Here is a 19,441-nt window from a genome sequence, read left to right on the forward strand (position 1 = left end):
CATGCAGTCCAGCTGCTACATCACCGGCGCCCGCGTGCTCGTGGGCGAGGAGCTTGCCCGCCTTAACGTCACCGTCGAGGACGGCGTGGTCACGGGCCTCTCCTCCGCCTACGACAACCCGCGCGAGCTGCCGGTCATAGACGCGAGCGGGCTTCTTGTCCTCCCCGGCTTCATCGACGTGCACACCCACGGCGCCGCCGGCTTTGACGTCAACGCCGCCGACGTCGAGGGCCTGCGCACCATCGGCCGCTTCTTTGCCTCCCAGGGCACCACGGGATGGCTCTGCTCCATCCTCACGGACACCCCGGAGCAGACGCTCTGGTGCATCGACCAGGCGCGCCAGGTCATCGAGGGCGGCCCCTACGACGGTGCCGCGCTCCTGGGCATCCACCTTGAGGGTCCGTGCCTCTCGAGCGAGTACAAGGGCGCCATGCCCGAGCACCTGCTCATGCACGAGGCCTCGGTCGACCTCTTCCGCCAGTACCAGGAGGCCGCGGGCGGGCACGTGCTCTACACCACGCTCGCCCCGGAGGTCCCCGGCGTGCCCGAGCTCATCCCGCAGCTCAACGCCCTTGGCATCACCTGCGCCATCGGCCACAGCGGCGCCGGCTACGACCTCTCCTGGGCGTGCGTGAACGCGGGCGCCAAGTCTGCGACGCACGTGGGCAACGCGATGCGCCTCTTCCACCAGCACGAGCCCGCCATCTTTGGCGTGGCGCTGGAGAGCGACATCTACGCCGAGACCATCTGCGACGGACGCCACCTCGTCCCCGGCACCGTGCGCCTCTACGTCAAGGCCAAGGGCTGGGACAAGATCCTGGGCATCACGGACTCCATCATGGCCGCGGGCCTGCCCGACGGCAACTACAAGCTCGGCGTCAACGACGTGGTGGTGGAGGACGGCGACGCCAAGCTCGCCACCACGGGCGTGCGCGCCGGCTCCACGCTCACGCAGGCCACGGCTCTGCGCAACTTCATGAAGTTCACGGGCGCCGGCGTGGAGAAGGCGGCCAAGCCGCTCTCCGAGAACCCGGCCAGGCTCTTTGGCTGGACCGACCGCGGGCACGTTGCGGTTGGCTCCCGCGCCGACCTCGTCCTCATGGACGACGCCTATGACGTGGTGCGCACCATCGTGGGCGGCCGCACCGTCTACGAGCGCGCGTAGCGCTCCAGCCTGAAAGCGCCCTCTTTCCCCCGAGGCCCCGAGCTTCCCCCGCTCGGGGCCTCCTGCGCATCGCACGAGCGGGCAAACTGTGCATCGCCGTCAGCAACCTCGGCGCCTTTGTCATAATCGGATGAGGCCGGTCTTCGTCTGGGGGAGGTCATGTTGAGGGTCAGGGCCGTTGCTCTTCTCGCCGTCGCGCTGCTTCTGGGTGGCTGCACGCCCGCTGTGTCCGAATCCGCCGAGGAGGGCGCGCAGCCCGTGGAGGAGGTCGTCGTGACGGACGCTCCCGCGGAGGAGCCCGAGCCCGCCGAGTGGCCTGCACCCGACGAGAAACCCGCCGAGGATTCGGAGCCCGCCAAGCCCACCCCCGAGGAGCTCTACGCCGCGCTCGACATCGTCCAGGACATCCGTCCGGAGTTCGACCATGGGCCCAAGACGGCCGAGCACCAGCGCTACATCGTGCTGCACGACACGGAGGGGGAGTCCGGCCCCGAGGACACCGTCGCCTGGTGGGCGGGGAACGGCAACCTCGTGGCGGCGCACTTCGTGGTGGGGAAGGACGGGCACATCGTCCAGTGCGTACCGCTCGACCGCATCGCGCATCACGCGGGCTACGGCGACACCGGCCACAACAAGCTCTACGGCATAGAGGAGGACGGCCGGGACGACATGCTCGGCACCGTTCCCATTGGCTCGAGCTTCGCGGACTACGGGATGAACGCGTGGTCCGTGGGCATAGAGATCGTGCACGTGGGAGGCTCCGGGCCCTATCCGGAGGAGCAGCTCGAGGCGCTCGACGGGCTCATTGCCTACATTGACGCGTATTTTGGCTCGGATTGTCAGATAATAGACCACAAGGCGTGGCGCTCCGGCAACTCGGACACGTCCGCGGAGTTTGCCGAGCACCTCGCCAACTACCAGGACCATCGCACTCACGACTAGGGGGACTCATGTTCTGCAGCAACTGCGGCACCAGGCTGCCCGAGGGGACCAAGTTCTGCACCAACTGCGGCCTGCCTGTTGAATCTCCTGCGCAGGGCGCTGGCGACCAGGCCGCTGCAGACGAGACGGTAGCGATGCCCTCGCCCTCCACAGGATCCGGTCCCGCGCGCGAGTACGTTCCCATTTCCATAGACGAGCCCGCCGTGGCGCCGGAGCCCGCGGCTCCCTCGTATGCCTCATCGGCACCCCAGAGGTCCGGCGGCACCAGCCCGGTCACCATCGTCATGGCGCTCATCGCCGCCGTGGCCGTGATCGCGCTCGTCGTGGTGGTTGCCGACCCCTTCCACATGGGAGGGAGCGACCCCGCTCCCCAGCAGCAGGTCGTCGCGGAGGAGGAGCCGAAGGACGATGCGGCCGACGACGATGCCTCGACCGAGGACGAGTCGACGGCGGATGACGCCTCCGACGAGGAAGAGTCTTCCGATGACTCCTCTCGCGGCGGCGACAACAACGTGGTGGTTGTGGTGGGAGACGACGGGAAGGACGAGCCCTCGGGCGGCGACACCATCGTGGTCCACGAGTCCCCCGACGGCTACGTGCTGCCCAACAGCTCGTCCCACACCTACTCCGCAGGCGAGCTCTCCCACCTCACGGACTGGGAGCTCTACCTCGCAAGAAACGAGATCTACGCCCGCCACGGCCGTGAGTTCCACAACGACGACCTGCAGCGCTACTTCAACGGGCAGTCCTGGTACACGCCGGTATACTCGCCCGAGGACTTCGACGCGCGCAGCGGCTCCATCCTCAGCAGCGTCGAGCAGAAGAACGCCGCGACGATTCTCTCCATCGAGCAGTCGCGCGGATCCGCGTACGTCTAGGAGGCACGCAAGCACGCCATGCCAAGCTGGAACATCCACACCGCCCACGTCGAGCGGCTCCTTCGCGAGGAGGGTGCCGAGGCGCTGGGCATCCGTGACGTCAACGCCTTTCTTCTGGGTAACTTCGCCCCTGACATCTACGTGGGCTACATGGTGCCGAGCACCACGTATCGCATAGACTACAAGCTCACGCACCTGGCCCAGCGCGAGCACATACCCCTGCCGCGCCATGATGACTTCTGGGACTTCTACGTGGCGCGCCAGGACCACGTGAGCGACCTCACCCTGGGCGCCTGGGCGCACATGGCCTGCGACCACGTCTACAACGCCCATACCCGCACCTACCTGGCGCGCGTTGGCGTGAAGCCGGGCGAGAAGGCGCGCGTGGGCAAGCAGGGCGACTTCGCGCTCTTTGGGCGCACGCTCGACATCTCCCTCGTGCCGCACGTGGACGACGCCCTTCTGGAGCAGTGCGCCGAGTTTGGCCCCTACCGCATCCTCGAGCGCGACGCGCGCGCGGCGGTTGACGTTGCCGAGCGAATCGTGGAGAAGAACCGCGAGGAGCACGTGACGGGCGAGCCCGACTACCAGCTCCTCACGGCGGACTTCTTCGAGGCAGCGCGTCAGGAGGCCCACGAGATCGTCGTCGCCGGCCTCAGGGCATACGCCGCCACGCTCTAGGGCGAGCCGCCGGCCCCGCGTTCTTCTCGGCTGTGTTGCGCCCGACCGCTAACCCAGCAGAAAAATAGGCGAGCGGCGCGCGGCTAGAATGATGGAGGTCTGCAGACTCCGACGCCACCGCGTCGCAGTGAGAGGAGCTCCCGCATGAGCTGGTACGAGCCGTCCTTTGTCTATCAGGTGTATCCGCTGGGCCTCACCGGCGCCCCGTACGAGAACGACGGCGTTCTCGAGCATCGCATCCTGCAGCTCGTTGACAACGGCTGGATCGACCACATGGCCAGGCTCGGTGTCACGTGCCTGCTGCTCAACCCCGTCTTCGAGTCGGACGCGCACGGCTACGACACGCGCGACTACACCAAGGTCGACTGCCGCCTGGGCACCAACGAGGACCTGCGCCGCGTGGTGGACGCCTGTCACGAGGCGGGCATCAAGGTGCTCCTTGACGGCGTGTTCAACCACGTGGGGCGTGGCTTCTGGGCGTTCCAGGACGTTCTGGCCCGCCGCGGCGAGAGTCCGTACGCCGGCTGGTTCGAGATCGACTGGAACGGCAACAACTGCTTCAACGACGGCCTCTCCTACAGCTGCTGGGAGGGCGCCCAGAACCTCGTGAAGCTCAACCACTGGAACAACGAGCTCAACGACTACCTGGCGGACGTCATCCGCGGCTGGGTGCGCGAGTTTGACATCGACGGCCTGCGCCTGGACGTCGCCTACTGCCTGGACCAGGGGTTCCTTCGCTTCCTGCGCAACCTTGCCAACCAGATCGGCCAGGAGCGCGGCGAGAAGTTCCCGCTGGTGGGGGAGACCATGTTCGGCGACTACAACCAGTGGATGGGCGATGACCTCTGCGACTCGGTCACCAACTACGAGGCCTACAAGGGCCTGTGGTCGTCCATGAACTCCGCCAACATGCACGAGATCGCCTATGCGCTGGAGCGCCAGAGCGGCAGCCACCCGTGGGACCTCTACACCGGCCGCCACATGCTGGACTTCGTCGACAACCACGACGTCCCGCGCATCGCCACCAAGCTGGAGAACAAGAACCAGCTGGTACCGCTCTACGGCCTGCTCTTTGCCATGTCCGGCGTGCCCGCGGTCTACTACGGCTCCGAGTGGGGCATCGAGGGCGAGCAGCTCCCCGGCGACCACGAGCTGCGCCCGGCGCTGGACGCTCCCGAGTGGGGCGCGCTCACGGACTGGATCGCCGCGATCGCGCGCGCCCGCGAGGACTCGACGGCGCTTGTCTGGGGCGACTACACGCAGCTCCAGTGCCAGCCCCAGCAGCTGGTCTTCCAGCGTACGTACGGCGGCGGCGAGCACGGGACCTATGAGCGCGTGATCGTTGCCATCAACGCGAGCGGCGAGCCCGCGACGGTGCACTTTGACGCCCAGTGCGGGCGCGCGGTGGACCTCATCACCGGTGAGGAGCACGACTTCGGCGGCGGCTCCGAGCTCAAGCCGTATTCGGCCTACTACTGGCGCTGCGAGCGCTAGAGGAGCAATCCCCCTCCTCGCGGTAAGGGCCCTCTCGACAGCAAGAGGCCCGCCGGCCTTCCGGAGAGAAGTTCCACGAAGTGCACTTCTCGCAGGAAGGCCGGCGGGCCTCAACCCTTGCGGGAGAGAGGTCCCGTCTACTGGACCTGGGCCACCATCGCCATGTTGGTGGAGGTGGTGTAGTCGCCCATGCGCGGCGAGGTCTGCGGGTCGCCGGCGGTGATGACCACGATGTCGCCGGTGTCAACGAGGTTGTTGAGCTTGGCGGTGGTCAGCGCGTTGTAGAGCGTGCTCGAGAGCGAGCCCTGCTCGGTGGTGCGGTACGCGTAGACGCCCCAGTAGAAGCAGGTGCGACGGATGGTCTGCTCGTTGGGGGAGGTGGCGAACAGGGGCACCTTCGGGCGGAAGGTGGAGATGAGGCGCGCGGAGCGGCCGGAGTTGGTGGGGGCGAGGATGCACTTGGCGCCCACGCGGTCGGCCATCTCCAGGGCGGCGAAGCCGGTGGCGCCGCTCACGTTGCGCATGCCGCCGCGCTCGTGGTACTCCTTGCGCTCGGGCAGGTACTTCTCGGTCTCCTTGCAGATGTCCGACATGGTCTTGACGGCCTCGATCGGGTACTTGCCGGCAGCGGTCTCGCCGGAGAGCATGACGCAGTCGGTGCCGTCGTAGATGGCGTTGGCGACGTCGGTGATCTCGGCGCGCGTGGGGCGCGGGTTGCGCTGCATGGAGTCGAGCATCTGCGTGGCGGTTATGACCGGCTTGTAGTGCTGGTTGCACTTCTTGATGATGGTCTTCTGGATGTGCGGGACCTGCGCCGCGGGAACCTCGACGCCCAGGTCGCCGCGGGCGACCATGCAGCCGTCTGCAGCGTGGAGGATCTCGTCGAAGTTCTTGACGCCCAGGGCGCTCTCGATCTTGGGGAAGATGAGGACGTTGGGGGTGCCCATCTCGATGCAGATCTTGCGGATCTCCTGCACGGCCTCGCCGTCGCGGATGAAGGAGGCGGCGATGGCGTCGATGCCCAGCTCGCAGCCAAACATGATGTCCGCGCGGTCCTGGGCGGTGACGGACGGGAGGTTGATGTTGAGGTTGGGGAAGTTCACGCCCTTGCGCTCGCCGAGCTCGCCGCCGTTGGTGATGCGGCAGGTGATGTCGGTGCCGTCGACGCTCTCCACCTCGAGGCCGATGAGGCCATCGTCGATGAGGATGACGGTGCCCACCTCGACCTCGTTGGGGAGGTTCTTGTAGTCGAGCGAGAAGCGCTCGGCGGTGCCCACCACGTTGTCGTCCGTGGTGATGACGCAGGTCTCGCCGGTGACCAGCGTGACCTTCTTGCCGTCCTCGAGAAGCCCGGTGCGGACCTCGGGGCCCTTGGTGTCGAGCATGATGGCAACGGGGATGGCAAGCTCGCGGGAGAGGGCACGCACGCGCTCGATGTTCTTGCGGTGGTACTCGTGGCTGCCGTGGGAGAAGTTGAAGCGCGCGACGTTCATGCCGTGCAGGATGAGCTGACGCAGCACCTCCTCGTCCTCGACGGCGGGTCCCATCGTGCAGACGATCTTGGTCTTCTTCTTGTTGAATGCCATCTGAGCCCTTTCTTCGAGTGGCTGTTTGCTTTCAGCGCCGCCTAGCAGACGACGCTGCGGTCAACAAAGTCGGTGCCGTCGGCGAATGCCTTGGCGTTGTCGAGGGTCACGCGGGCGATCTCACCGAGGGCCTCGTGCGTGAAGAAGGCCTGGTGGCTCGTCATGACCACGTTGGGGAACGAGCAGAGGCGCGCGGTGATGGAGTCGATGACCTGGCCACCGCGGTTCTGGTAGACGTTGGGGCCCTCCTCGTCGTAGACGTCCAGGCCCGCGGCGCCGATCTTGCCGGAGAGGATGCCGCGGATGAGCGCCTGGGTGTCAACGAGGCCGCCGCGCCCGGTGTTCACGAAGATCACGCCGTCCTTCATCTTGGCGATGGTGTCGTCGTTGATCATGTGGCGGCTCTCCTCGTTGAGGAAGGCGTGGAGGGAGATGAGGTCCGAGCGGCGGTAGAGCTCGTCGTAGTCCACGTACTCGTCGACGACGCCCTCCTCCACGAGCGCCTGGTTGGGGTAGAGGTCCGCCCCCAGCACGTGCATGCCAAAGCCCTTGCAGATGCGGCAGAGCGCCGCGCCTATGCGGCCCGTCCCCACGATGCCGGCGGTCTTGCCGTGGAGCGTGTTGCCCACGAGGCCGTCGAGCGAGAAGTTGTTCTCGCGCACGCGGATGTAGCCCTTGCAGATGCGGCGGTTTGCCGCGAGCGCGAGGCCCATGGCGTGCTCGGCAATTGCCTCGGGGGAGTAGGCGGGAACGCGGGTGACCCTCATGCCAAGGTCGCGGGCGACGTCCACGTTCACGGCGTCGAACCCGGCGCAGCGCATGAGGAGGAGCTTCACGTCAAAGCCGGCGAGGATCTCGAGCGTCATGGCGCCGCAGTCCGCGTTGACGAAGGCGCAGACGGCGTCGTAGCCGCGCGCGAGGCCGGCGGTCATGGGCGTGAGGTTGGTCTCGATGAAGTCGATCTTGATCTCGGGGTAGTCCGAGAGCTCCTTGGTGAAGGAGTCCCTGTCGTAGCTTGCGGCTCCGTAGAAGAGAATGTTCACGAAGAGTTCCTCTCTGTGTACGTGTATGGCGCACGCACGACTGAAAAACTACCCGTAGCAAGTTTAGCGCAGGCAAGCGGTCTGTAAGAAGTGCGCCCACCGAAAAACCCTTGTTTATGGGACCGTTCTCATGTCATGCGAGCGTCCTGTCTTCGCTCTTGTTCCCAAGAGATGGTCCGCGTAACCCCGACAACACAAGACATGCTCAGTTAACTGGTAAAAGGAACAACGAAATGCGGCGCCGCTGTCGGGTAGAATAATCGCCGTGTATTTGTCCATGCGTCCGGCATGGCAGCCTTGATGGGCCCTTGCCCCTCTCCTGGGGAATTATGATCGGGCATCAATCTGCCGGGCGCCGACTTCCCAGGAGGGAATGCATGAAGGAGTACCTAGAGTCCAAGGACGAGGTGCTGAAGGAGCTGTCCTCCAACGAGGAGAGCGGCATCACCTCGGGCGAGGCATCGTCTCGCCTGGCCCAGTACGGGCCCAACGAGCTGGAGAAGGAGGAGAAGACCCCGCTCTGGAAGCGCTTTTTCGAGCAGATGGCCGACCCGATGGTCATCATGCTCATCGTCGCCGCTGCCATCTCCGCCATCACCGGCACCATCCAGGGCGAGTCCGAGTGGGCGGACGTCATCATCATCATGGCGGTCGTCATCATCAACTCCGTGCTCGGCGTGGTCCAGGAGGCCAAGTCCGAGCAGGCGCTCGAGGCCCTGCAGCAGATGAGCGCCGCCCAGTCCAAGGTCATCCGCGGCGGCAAGCTGGAGCACCTGCCCTCCGCCGAGCTCGTCCCCGGCGACGTTGTCCTTCTCGAGGCCGGCGACTCCGTGCCCGCAGACTGCCGCATTCTCGAGAGCGCCTCGATGAAGATCGAGGAGGCCGCCCTCACCGGCGAGTCCGTGCCCGTCGAGAAGCACACGGACGCCATCACCCTCGCCGCCGACACCGACGACGTGCCCCTGGGCGACCGCAAGAACATGTGCTACATGGGCTCCACCGTGGTCTACGGCCGCGGCAAGGCCGTCGTTGCCGCCACCGGCATGAAGACCGAGATGGGCAAGATCGCCGACGCCCTCACCACCGCCAAGAAGGAGCTCACCCCGCTCCAGATCAAGCTCAACGAGCTCTCCGGCATCCTCACCAAGCTGGTGCTCGCGATCTGCGTGGTCATCTTTGCCGTCGACCTCATCCGCCACGGCAGCGAGCTCGGCTCCAACCCCGAGATGATCCTCGACACCTTCATGGTGGCCGTGTCCCTGGCCGTCGCCGCCATCCCCGAGGGCCTCGTGGCCGTGGTCACGATCGTGCTCTCCATGGGCGTCACCAAGATGTCCAAGCGTCAGGCCATCATCCGCAAGATGACCGCCGTCGAGACCCTCGGCTGCACCCAGATCATCTGCTCGGACAAGACGGGCACCCTCACCCAGAACAAGATGACCGTCGTCAAGCACGAGTGCGCCGGCCCCGAGGAGCTGCACGTCCGCGCCATGGCGCTCTGCTCCGACGCCCAGTGGGATCCCGAGAAGGGCGAGTCCGTGGGCGAGCCCACCGAGTGTGCCCTCGTGAACGACGCCGCCAAGGCCGGCTTCTACGAGAACGGCAACGCCGAGCGCTACGAGCGCGTGGGCGAGGCTCCGTTTGACTCCGGCCGCAAGATGATGTCCGTGGTCGTCAAGACCCCCGAGGGCACCTTCGAGCAGTACACCAAGGGCGGCCCCGACGTGGTTCTCTCCCGCTGCACCCAGATCATGAACGCCGACGGCACCGTCGAGCCCATGACCGAGGCCCGTCGCGAGAAGATCATGGCCGCCAACAAGGGCATGGCCGACGAGGCCCTGCGCGTGCTGGCCAGCGCCGTTCGCATGCACAAGGCGCTTCCCGATGACTGCAGCCCCGAGGGCCTCGAGCACGATCTCACCTTCGTGGGCCTCTCCGGCATGATCGACCCCGAGCGCCCGGAGGTGGCCGCCGCCATCGCCGAGGCCAAGGAGGCCGGCATCCGCCCGGTCATGATCACGGGCGACCACATCGACACCGCCGTGGCCATCGCCAAGAACCTTGGCATCTGCAAGGACGCCAGCAGCGCCATCACCGGTGCCCAGCTCGACAAGATCTCCGACGAGGAGTTCAAGGAGAAGGTCACCCAGTACAACGTCTACGCTCGCGTCCAGCCCGAGCACAAGGCCCGCATCGTCGACGCCTGGAAGGGCCGTGGCATGATCGTCGCCATGACCGGCGACGGCGTTAACGACGCCCCGTCCATCAAGCGCGCCGACATCGGCGTTGGCATGGGCATCACCGGCACCGACGTCACCAAGAACGTTGCCGACATGGTCCTCGCGGACGACAACTTCGCCACCATCATCAACGCGTGCGAAGAGGGTCGTCGCATCTACGACAACATCCGCAAGGTCATCCAGTTCCTGCTCTCCGCCAACATCGCCGAGGTTCTTTCGGTCTTCGTGGCCACGCTCGTTGGCTTCACGATCTTCCAGCCGGTGCAGCTGCTCTGGATCAACCTCATCACCGACTGCTTCCCCGCGCTCGCTCTTGGCCTGGAGGAGGCCGAGGGTGACATCATGAAGCGCAAGCCGCGCAAGGCGTCCGACGGCGTCTTTGCGGGCGGCATGGGCGTCGACATCGTCTTCCAGGGCGTTGTCATCACCATCCTGGTTCTCGCCTCGTTCTTCGTGGGTGTCTACTTCGACATGGGCTACATCGACATCGCCGACATGATCGCCGGCACCGCCGATGAGGAGGGCGTCACCATGGCGTTCATCACCCTCTCCATGGTCGAGATCTTCCACTGCTTCAACATGCGCAGCCGCCGCGCGTCGCTGTTCTCCATGAAGAAGCAGAACAAGTGGCTCTGGGGTGCCGCCATCCTCGCCTTCATCCTCACCGTCATCGTGGTCGAGGTTCCGTTCCTGGCCGACATGTTCGGCTTCATGGAGCTCCCGATGGAGGCTCTTGCCGCGGCCCTTGGTCTTGCGTTCCTGATCATCCCGATCATGGAGGTCTACAAGGCCGTCATGAGGAGCGTGGAGAAGAACAAGGACTAGCACCGAGTCCTTCTCGACATATGTTCGTCCTGCGGGGGGCGGGGGCCTACGGGCTCCCGTCCCCCTCTCCTGTGCGCGGACCGCGGGTCGTCCGGTGACGGAGCCCGTCGGCTGGCTGGAGCCCGTTATCCCGGTCCGGCGCCCGCAAGAACTGACCCCAAGTCCCCAAAACGGGCTCCCTCTACCTTGTTATCCCGGTCCGGTGACCGTAATCACCGATCTCAAGGCTCGTGGATACTCAACTTCGATTCAGTCATCCCGGTCCTCCAACCGTAAGAACTGGTCTCAAGTCCCCAGGCTGGGTGTCCTGGTCTTGTTATCCCGGCCTCCTGACCGTAGGAACAGATTCGAAACCCTCAAGGGGTCCTTCTCGGTCTCTGTTCCAACGGTCGCGGGACCGTAGGGCCCAGCTCTCTCGAGGGCTGGGCCCGACCGCGGTGCCTGTTGCCGCTCCGTTACTCGAGCTGAGGCCAAGCTGTCACCAAACTATCAGAAACATCCAAAAGAAATATTAGAAAACTTTAAAAATACGAACAACAAACCAATCTTTTTTGCTATAGTTCCAATTGTCGACGGCCCCGGGAGACAAAGCCAAGGGGGCGCGGGAGATCGAGGCCGTCGGCGTCAGAACGCACTGGTTTGGTCTGCCGGTCATGCCGGGAGGGCTGCTGCTGGAGCTTGCGCCCGACGTCTATGTTTCAGGGCCGGAGCTCTGCTTCGTCCAGATGGCGCGCTCGGCGTCCACGGTCGGTGCCGTCGTGCTGGGAGACGAGCTGTGCGGGGGCTACTCCCAGTTTGCCGAGATGGTGTCCGGCTACTACGAGCGAGCCCCGCTCACCTCGGCAGGACGCATAGCGGAGGCGGTGGAGGCGCTTGAAGGCCTCTATGGACTGCGCCATGCTCGGGAGGCCGTCAGGTGGGTGCTGGACGGGGCTCGCTCGCCGATGGAGACCGTCCTCTCGTCCGAGCTGTTCATGCCCGGGCGCCTGGATGGCCTCGCCTTTGCGGAGCCCGTGCTCAACTACGAGGTCCCGCTCGACGAAGCCGCTTCCGCGATTGCCGGCACAAGGTCCTGCTCGATAGACATTGCCTGGCCGGGCGCCCGTCGCGGGGCGGAGTACGACAGTCTCGAGTTCCATCTCGACCCAGAGAAGGACCTGCGCCGCAAGGAGGCTCTCGAGCACATGGGCTGGACGATAAACTCCATCAAGCTCGACCAGATGGTCGACCATGCGGAGCTCATGAAGGTGGTCGCGCTCTTTGAGGACGGGGTCCCGCGTCAGAGGGGCGGCCCCGCGCCGACGGATCGTGTCGCAGGGCTGCACCAGCGGATTCTCAAGGCAACGCGCTGCGGGGTAGGGCTTGAGCGGGCCCTCTTTGGCGTGCCGGTGGCGCACGGCGCGGTGAAGCTTCACGTAAGGGGCTGAGGTGCGACGCCGCGTCCCTCTCGGCTCCAAGCCCTTCCGGTCGCGTGACCGTAGAGACCGGTTCGAAGACCCCAGGGGCCGTTCTTCCGATCTGACGACCGTGAGGACAGGGGTCAGGGTGGGGGATGGGAGGGTTTCTCCACTGTTCTCCCCGCCTCAAGACCGTAAGAATGCCGTCTGCCGGGCACTGTCAGGTCACACCTACGATTGGGGATGGGGTTTGCTATTCAGGCCGCACTTGATGGCCGCACTTGTTGACCGGCTCGGAAAACCCGCAGATCAGAGCCTCGTGCAACTCAAGTGCGGCCGAGAAGTGCAGCCGATCGGCCGCCAGGCAGGCGAGAAGAACGACGAGAAGAACGACGAGAAGAACGACGAGAAGAACGACGAGAAGAACATGCGGCTCCAAGCATGACCCGAGGTGGTGAGGACGAGGTCCACACCGTCGTACCGACAGGTGAAGTCCCCGCCGGAGAACTCCAGCCAGTTGAGGGCGCGGCAGGCCTCGGCGCGGCGGCGCCAGTACATGAAGCAGGACTCGGCGGGCATGCCGACGCCAAAGCAGATGAAGCGGTGCATGATGCGCTTGACGGCCCCGGTACGGGCTTGACGGCCCCGGTATGGACCCGTTGACCACGTCGGCCGTGCGCTGCGACGCCGCCGCCATGTGGCACCTCATCCCGGGCCGGAAGTGCGACGGCAAGCGCCCCTGCGACGCGCGCCAACGTTACTCGTTGCGCGGACCATGCCCCACGAGTCCGCCGGAGGGATATAACAGTACGAAAGACAGCGTGAAGTCCGCTCGACCACAGAAGGAGGAGAGCAATGGCGAGCAAGTTTGAGGCCGAGAGGCTCAAGGGAATCGTCGTTCCCGTCATTGCTCCGGTCGCCAACGCCCGCGACGGCGCCATCGACGATGCGCGCCACCGCGAGCAGGCCGACTACGTCATCGAGCGCGGCGTCGCCGGCAAGGACACCGTGGTGTTCCCGGCCCGCTGCTGCGGCGAGGCGGGCGCGGTCTGCTCCACCTCCAACAAGTACCCCGAGCCCGCCTCCGGCGCCGTCCCTGAGGGCATGAGGGCGGCCATGCGCGAGGGTGGCTACCTGTCCTAGGCGTTTCCTCCTTTCCAACGGGCCGGCCGCACCCTGCCATGCGGCGGCCGGCCTCTCGAGATTTCCCTGGGCGGGATGCGTCCCGCCCATGACCCAGAAGCCATTTGACGTCAGAGAAGAGGTTCCCGTGAAGCAGCCATCGGTACTCATCGCCTCGGATTCCTTCAAGGGGTCTGTCTCCAGCAGTGAGGTCGCGGACCTCATCGAGCGGGGCGTCCTTCGCGTGTGCTCCGACAGCTCGGTCAGGAAGTTCGCCATCGCAGACGGAGGCGAGGGAACGGTCGAGGCCGTGGTGAGCGCGCTTGGTGGAACGCTGCGAGGGATCGAGGTGAGCGGTCCGCTGGGAGACCCCGTACGCGCGCACTACGGACTCGTCGGACGCGACCTCGCCGTCATCGAGGTGGCGGAGTCCAGCGGCATCACCCTCATCGAGCAGACGAGCGGCAACGCGCGCAACGCCTCCTCGCTCGGGCTCGGCCAGATGATTCTCGACGCCATCGACCAGGGGGCCCGCAAGATCTACATCGGGCTCGGCGGGTCCGCCACGAGCGACGGCGGCATGGGCATGGCCAAGGCGCTCGGTGTCCGCTTCCTCGACGCGGCGGGGGAGGACGTCCCCTGCGGCCTCGCCGGCATGGAGACGCTCGCGACCATCGACTGCTCGCTTCTGAGCGAGCGCCTGGCCTCCGTCGAGATCGTCGCCCTGACCGACGTGACCAACCCGCTCACGGGGCCCACCGGCGCCGTCGCCGTCTACGGACCACAGAAGGGGATCGCCGTCGAGGACATCGAGACGCTCGACGGCTGGATGCGGCGCTACGCCGCCATCCTCGAGGCCACCGTGGGCCGCGAGGTCGCCTCCGTGCCCGGGGCCGGTGCCGCCGGCGGGCTGGGGGCGGGCCTCGTGGCGTTCTGCGATGCGCGCATCGAGCGCGGCATCGAGGCGGTGCTCGACATCATCGACCTCGAGGGCGCCATGGAGGGCGTGGACCTCGTCATCACCGGCGAGGGCCGCATGGACGAGCAGTCCGCCTTTGGCAAGGCTCCCGTCGGCGTGGCCAGGCGCGCCAAGAAGCACGGCATCCCCGTCGTCGCCGTGGTGGGCGGGCGCGCCGAGGACCTGGGCAGCGTCTACGACGAGGGTATCGACCTCGTTCTCTCCATCGCCACGGGTCCCATCACCCTCCAGGAGTGCATGGAGCGCGCCGACGTCCTTCTCCCCATTGCGGGGGAGAACTGCGTTCGCGCTTTTCTTCTGGGCGAGGCTGCGGCAAGGAGGTCGCCGAGAAGTCAGATGTCGTGATCACCATGCTGCCCAACTCCCCGCACGTGGAATCCGCGCTCTTTGGCGAGAACGGCATCGCCGAGGGCCTCACCGCCGGCAAGTGCGTCATCGACATGAGCTCCATCGCCCCGCTCGCCTCCCGTGACTTTGCCAAGCGCCTCGAGGAGATCGGCGTCGACTTCCTGGACGCCCCCGTCTCCGGCGGCGAGCCCAAGGCCATCGACGGCACCATCGCCGTCATGGTGGGCGGCAAGGAGGACGTCTTCGCCAAGTACGAGGACCTGCTCAAGACCATGGCCTCCACGGTTGCCCTCGTGGGCGAGGTCGGCGCCGGCAACATCACCAAGCTCGCCAACCAGATGATCGTCGCCATCAACATCGCCGGCGTTGCCGAGGCCTACTCCCTCGCCAAGAAGGCTGGCGTTGACCCGGCTCGCGTCTACCAGGCCATCCGCTCCGGCCTCGCCGGCTCCACGGTCATGGACCAGAAGTCCCAGAAGATCTTCGACGGCGACTTCACCCCCGGCTTCCGCATCGAGCTCCACATCAAGGACCTCCAGAACGTCATGGACACCTCTCACCAGATCAACGTGTCCGCCCCGTTCCCCTCTCTTGCCATGGAGATCATGCAGTCCCTCAAGGCCCACGGCCACGAGAAGGACGACCACTCCGGCATCGCCGAGTGGTACGAGATGGTCAACGACATGAAGCTCCAGGGCTAGTGTCCATCTCATAGAGCATCGCCACGGGCGGGCGGCACGGAGGGTTCGTGCCGCCCGCCCTTCTCGATGCGCGCGTCGCGCGCGTGTCGCGTAAATCGGGGCTGGGGCACGGGATTTCGCCTGCGCGTTGCGAGAACTTGGGCTGGGGCACGCCACCGGTGCCGAGCGGACGTCCTTCTCGCCAGTCGATAACCCGCAGCAACGTGTAGTTAACGTAAGAGATATCCCCTCAAAGGACGGGGCGAGAAGAACGGGCGGATGTGCTCCCACGTCCGTGCCCCAGCCCCGTTTTCCGCGACGCCCCGGGCCCTCGGGCGTGCCCTGGTCCCCAAAAGCGCAACGCCCGTCAGCGCCGTCTGCCGGACGATCGGCCACATCCCTCAGAAAGGGGCTCCCATGCCGTTTTGCTGCTCTCCGTCCATCCCCAACGTGTTCGACGTCATCTCGGAGAGGCCCTGGGAGATTGCGGTGCCGCCGTTCCAGGTGGCCCCGCGGACGTACTACGTCTCCGGGCAGCGCTGGGCGGGCAGCTACCTCATAGACACCGGCGACGGCTGCATCCTCGTGGACACGGGGGTGCTCGAGTCCTGCCCGCTGCTCGTGGAGTCCGTGCACGAGCTGGGCTACTCGCTGCGCGACATCCGGATCATCCTCGTCTCCCACGCACACGTTGACCACTGCGGCGCGGCCGGGATGCTCGCGCACCTTTCGGGGGCGGACGTCCTCATGAGCGGCGAGGACGAGGAGTTCATGCGTGCGTGCCCGGAGGAGACCCTGGCCATAGACCCGCGCCTCAGGGCCCAGCCGTTCGAGGTGAGCGGGCACTTCTCGGACGACGAGCCCGTGACGCTGGGGGAGGTTTCCGTGCGGACGCTCCTCACCCCCGGTCACACCTGCGGCTGCACCTCGTTCTTCTGGGACGTGGAGAACCCCGCGAGCGGGGAGCGCTACACGGTGGGCATGCACGGCGGGGTCGGCGTCAACACGATGAACGACGAGTACTACGCAAGCAGCGCGTACCTCACGCCGGCGCTGCGCGAGAGGTTCGTGGAGGACGCGGGGCGGCTGGCACGGATGCACGTGGACATAGCGCTCCCCAGCCACCCCAACCAGATAGAGATCATGGACCGCGCGGGGAGCTACACAGACGAGGCGCAGCCCTACCTTGACGCCGGCGTGTGGGCGGAGTTCCTCGCCGAGCGCGTGCGCCAGGTGCGCGAGGCAATGGGCTCGCAGGTCTCCCGGCGGTAGCGCAAGCGCCACATATTATTTTCTCCAAACGTTCGCAAACTGGTTCAAAGAACATGTCACGTGGCTTTCTAACAGCATATAGTTTGCATCATCAGAAAGTCGCTCTCTTGAAACCAAATCAATAATTGATATCAATGCGGACGGAAGGGGACAATCATGGCCGTGCGTATCGTCGAGGAGGCAAACCGCTGCCTGCAGTGCAAGAAGCCCATGTGCCAGAAGGGCTGCCCCATCTCCACCAACATCCCCGAGGTCATCCGCCTCTTCAAGGAGAACAAGATGACCGAGGCGGGGGAGATGCTCTTCGAGAACAACCCGTTCTCGCTCGTGTGCTCGATGGTGTGCAACCACGAGGGCCAGTGCGAGGGCCACTGCATCCGCGGCCGCAAGGACACCCCGGTGCACTTCAGTGCCATCGAGACCTTCATCTCCGACCTCTACCTCGACCGCATGGCCATCGAGCGCGAGCCCGACAACGGGCACCGCGTGGCCGTCATCGGCGCCGGTCCCGCCGGCCTCACGGTTGCCATCAAGCTCGCGTGCGAGGGGTGCTCGGTCACCGTCTTCGACGCCAAGGACCGCATCGGCGGCGTCATGCGCTACGGCATCCCCGAGTTCCGCCTCCCGCGCACCATCCTGGACCGCTACGGCCGGCAGATCGAGAAGATGGGCGTGAAGTTCCGCGCCTGCACCACCATCGGCGGCGCGCTCGAGATCCACGACCTCTTCCGCGACGGCTACGAGACCGTGTTCATCGGCACCGGCGTGTGGCGCCCGCGCACGCTGGGGCTCCAGGGGGAGTCTCTTGCCAACGTGCACTTCTCGGTCGACTACCTGAGCGACCCCTCCGCCTTTGACCTGGGCGAGAACGTTGCCATCATCGGCGTGGGCAACTCGGGCATGGACGTGGCCCGCACGGCGCTGCGCCACGGCGCGCGCACGGTGCGCATGTACGCCCGGGCGCGCCACATCACCGCGAGCTCCGACGAGCTGGCCTTCGCGCAGCTCGAGGGCGCGGAGATCGTCTACTGCAAGGACGTGGTCAAGATCACCGAGGAGGGCCCGCTCTTCCGCACCAACATCCTGGACGAGGAGGGCAACATCGTTGGCTGCGAGGAGGAGCTCGACCAGGTGCACGCGGACTCCACCATCATCGCCATCAGCCAGGGCCCCAAGAACAAGCTCCTGCTCACCACCCCCGGCCTGGAGTGCACCGAGACCGGCCTCCTCACCACGGACGAGAACGGCATGACCACGGTGGACGGCGTCTTCTCCGCCGGCGACGTGGTGACGGGCTCCAAGAACGTGGTGAGCGCGGTGGCGGCGTCCAAGGCCGTGGCCGAGGCCATGATGCGCTACATGGAGGGCAAGGAGGAGCGCTAGCCCGGCGTCCGGGACGTGCCCGCGGCTAGACCACGCCCGCCGCGCCGAGCGCCATGCCCAGCAGGGACACCGCGATCGGCAGCAGCGCACAGGAGACGAGGACGTAGCGGTACGTGTCCCTTACCTCGGTGCGGGCCGCCTGGTTGGCGGCGACCATCGCGGAGGTGTGGGGCAGCAGCGTGGCCGGTCCAACCGATGCCATGCAGAGCACGCGGTGCATCATCGCCGGGTCGAGCCCCGTTGCCAGCAGCGTCTGCGCGGCGCTGCCCAGGTAGATGTTGAGCGCGCCGATGGCCGACCCCGTGATGCCCGCGATGGCAAAGATCGTGACGTAGCCCTGCCAGAGCGGGCTCAGGCTCGTGTCCATGAGGGCGGCAACGATGCCCTGGTAGGCGGGGGAGGCAACCACCACGCCGCCAAATCCCATGATGGCAGCAACGGAGACGAGGGAGCCAAGGCCACTCGCGCACGCCTCGCACACCGCGCGCTTCAGGTTGGGGACCCTCCCGCGATAGAGGGCGCACCCGGCAAGGACGGAGGCCGTCATGGAGACCACCACCGCGTCCGTGGCGGCAAGGCCCGCGGCCCGCTGCAGCACAAAGACCAGGATGACGAGAAGAACGATCGGCGCGAAGCACGCCCAGACGGGCGGCGTGTCCGTGTCCTCCGGTGACGACAGCATCTCCCCGGGGCTGGGGGCAAAGTGCTCGCCGCGTCGGCGGCAGCGGCCGATCTCCCACTGGAGGTAGGCGTAGGACGCCGCGAACATCACGGCGGAGCAGACGACGCCCAGGAGCGCCCCGGCGTAGGCGTCCGTCCCGAGGAAGGACGCGGGGATGAGGTTCTGCGTGGAGGGGATGCCCGGCATCATGACCATGCCCAGGGTGGCGGGGCATGCCATGATGGCGGCCACGATGAGCTTCTTGGGGATGTCCGCCCGTTCGAAGAGCTCGGCGGCGATGGGGTAGACCGAGAAGGCGATGATGAACGCGCTGATGCCGCCGTAGGAGAGCACGAGCCCGGTGACCATGATCACCAGGAGCGCGTGCCGCTCCCCCACGAGGCGCAGCATGCTGCCCGCGATGCCGGCGGAGGCCCCGGAGTCGCCCATCACGCGCCCAAAGACGGAGCCCAGCGCAAAGAGCAGAAACCAGCTGCCCACGAAGGCGGACATGTCCCCCATGTAGCTGACGTTGATGCTCTCCAGGGGGTCCATGCCGTTGGCGATGATCACCACGAGCGAGGCCACCACGGAGACGATGGCCATGTGCCAGCCGCGCCAGACCAGAAAGACGATGGCTATGACGGCAAGGACGAGTCCGAATGCTCCGACCATGGGCTGCTCCTGTCGCTCTGGGCCTTGCGGCTGAGGCCGAGTCTCAACGAGTCAGAGTATGAGGGGAGCC

The 19,441-nt window shown here is 66.2% G+C and carries 16 protein-coding genes; 12 read left to right on the forward strand and 4 right to left on the reverse strand.

Annotated features, from left to right (window positions below):
• Window position 1: 1 nt before the first annotated feature.
• The 5 genes from nagA (at window position 2) to B5F79_RS10080 (ending at window position 5,160) form a co-directional block, all read left to right on the forward strand.
• Window positions 2–1,165, forward strand: a complete 1,164-nt coding sequence (nagA, locus tag B5F79_RS10060; protein WP_087221101.1) for an N-acetylglucosamine-6-phosphate deacetylase — start codon at window positions 2–4, stop codon at window positions 1,163–1,165.
• Between the two features lie 159 nt (window positions 1,166–1,324).
• On the forward strand, window positions 1,325–2,107 hold the full coding sequence (locus tag B5F79_RS10065) for an N-acetylmuramoyl-L-alanine amidase (protein ID WP_087221104.1): 783 nt from the start codon (window positions 1,325–1,327) through the stop codon (window positions 2,105–2,107).
• Window positions 2,108–2,115: 8 nt separating this feature from the next.
• Window positions 2,116–2,985 (forward strand): YARHG domain-containing protein, encoded by an 870-nt coding sequence (locus tag B5F79_RS10070; protein WP_087221107.1) that lies wholly within the window; start codon window positions 2,116–2,118, stop codon window positions 2,983–2,985.
• A gap of 18 nt (window positions 2,986–3,003) precedes the next feature.
• On the forward strand, window positions 3,004–3,666 hold the full coding sequence (locus B5F79_RS10075) for a hypothetical protein (RefSeq protein WP_087221110.1): 663 nt from the start codon (window positions 3,004–3,006) through the stop codon (window positions 3,664–3,666).
• Between the two features lie 144 nt (window positions 3,667–3,810).
• Complete coding sequence (locus tag B5F79_RS10080; protein ID WP_087221113.1) at window positions 3,811–5,160, forward strand: alpha-amylase family glycosyl hydrolase; 1,350 nt, start codon at window positions 3,811–3,813, stop codon at window positions 5,158–5,160.
• Window positions 5,161–5,297: 137 nt separating this feature from the next.
• Here B5F79_RS10080 and pyk read toward each other — a convergent pair whose 3' ends face one another.
• Window positions 5,298–6,746, reverse strand: a complete 1,449-nt coding sequence (pyk, locus tag B5F79_RS10085) for a pyruvate kinase (RefSeq protein ID WP_087221115.1) — start codon at window positions 6,744–6,746, stop codon at window positions 5,298–5,300.
• 41 nt (window positions 6,747–6,787) lie between these two features.
• Window positions 6,788–7,789, reverse strand: a complete 1,002-nt coding sequence (locus B5F79_RS10090) for a 2-hydroxyacid dehydrogenase (RefSeq protein WP_087221118.1) — start codon at window positions 7,787–7,789, stop codon at window positions 6,788–6,790.
• Window positions 7,790–8,166: 377 nt separating this feature from the next.
• Between B5F79_RS10090 and B5F79_RS10095 the strand changes: the two genes are divergently transcribed.
• Both B5F79_RS10095 and B5F79_RS10100 read left to right on the forward strand, forming a co-directional pair.
• Window positions 8,167–10,854: a cation-translocating P-type ATPase gene (locus B5F79_RS10095; RefSeq protein WP_087221121.1), complete on the forward strand. Its 2,688-nt coding sequence runs from the start codon at window positions 8,167–8,169 to the stop codon at window positions 10,852–10,854.
• A gap of 653 nt (window positions 10,855–11,507) precedes the next feature.
• Window positions 11,508–12,281: a hypothetical protein gene (locus B5F79_RS10100; RefSeq protein WP_087221124.1), complete on the forward strand. Its 774-nt coding sequence runs from the start codon at window positions 11,508–11,510 to the stop codon at window positions 12,279–12,281.
• A gap of 279 nt (window positions 12,282–12,560) precedes the next feature.
• Here the strand turns inward: B5F79_RS10100 and B5F79_RS10870 are convergent, their stop codons facing one another.
• Window positions 12,561–12,860, reverse strand: a complete 300-nt coding sequence (locus tag B5F79_RS10870) for a hypothetical protein (protein WP_143786289.1) — start codon at window positions 12,858–12,860, stop codon at window positions 12,561–12,563.
• Between the two features lie 246 nt (window positions 12,861–13,106).
• Here B5F79_RS10870 and B5F79_RS10110 point away from each other — a divergent pair, with 246 nt between their 5' ends.
• The 5 genes from B5F79_RS10110 to B5F79_RS10130 all read left to right on the forward strand — a co-directional run bounded on the left by B5F79_RS10110 (window position 13,107) and on the right by B5F79_RS10130 (window position 18,035).
• Window positions 13,107–13,394, forward strand: coding sequence for a hypothetical protein (locus tag B5F79_RS10110; RefSeq protein ID WP_087221130.1), 288 nt, complete (start codon window positions 13,107–13,109; stop codon window positions 13,392–13,394).
• A gap of 127 nt (window positions 13,395–13,521) precedes the next feature.
• Window positions 13,522–14,697: a glycerate kinase gene (locus B5F79_RS10115; RefSeq protein ID WP_241147315.1), complete on the forward strand. Its 1,176-nt coding sequence runs from the start codon at window positions 13,522–13,524 to the stop codon at window positions 14,695–14,697.
• 5 nt (window positions 14,698–14,702) lie between these two features.
• Window positions 14,703–15,401, forward strand: a complete 699-nt coding sequence (locus tag B5F79_RS10120) for an NAD-binding protein (protein WP_241147316.1) — start codon at window positions 14,703–14,705, stop codon at window positions 15,399–15,401.
• 396 nt (window positions 15,402–15,797) lie between these two features.
• Window positions 15,798–16,652: an MBL fold metallo-hydrolase gene (locus tag B5F79_RS10125; protein WP_087221139.1), complete on the forward strand. Its 855-nt coding sequence runs from the start codon at window positions 15,798–15,800 to the stop codon at window positions 16,650–16,652.
• A 156-nt stretch (window positions 16,653–16,808) separates the two neighbouring features.
• Window positions 16,809–18,035, forward strand: coding sequence for an FAD-dependent oxidoreductase (locus B5F79_RS10130; RefSeq protein WP_087221142.1), 1,227 nt, complete (start codon window positions 16,809–16,811; stop codon window positions 18,033–18,035).
• A gap of 25 nt (window positions 18,036–18,060) precedes the next feature.
• On the opposite strand, the gene B5F79_RS10135 is transcribed toward B5F79_RS10130, so the two are convergent.
• Complete coding sequence (locus tag B5F79_RS10135; RefSeq protein ID WP_087221145.1) at window positions 18,061–19,371, reverse strand: GntP family permease; 1,311 nt, start codon at window positions 19,369–19,371, stop codon at window positions 18,061–18,063.
• Window positions 19,372–19,441: the final 70 nt, after the last annotated feature.

It is taken from the genome of Olsenella sp. An285 (assembly GCF_002159625.1).
Classification (GTDB): domain Bacteria; phylum Actinomycetota; class Coriobacteriia; order Coriobacteriales; family Atopobiaceae; genus Thermophilibacter; species Thermophilibacter avicola.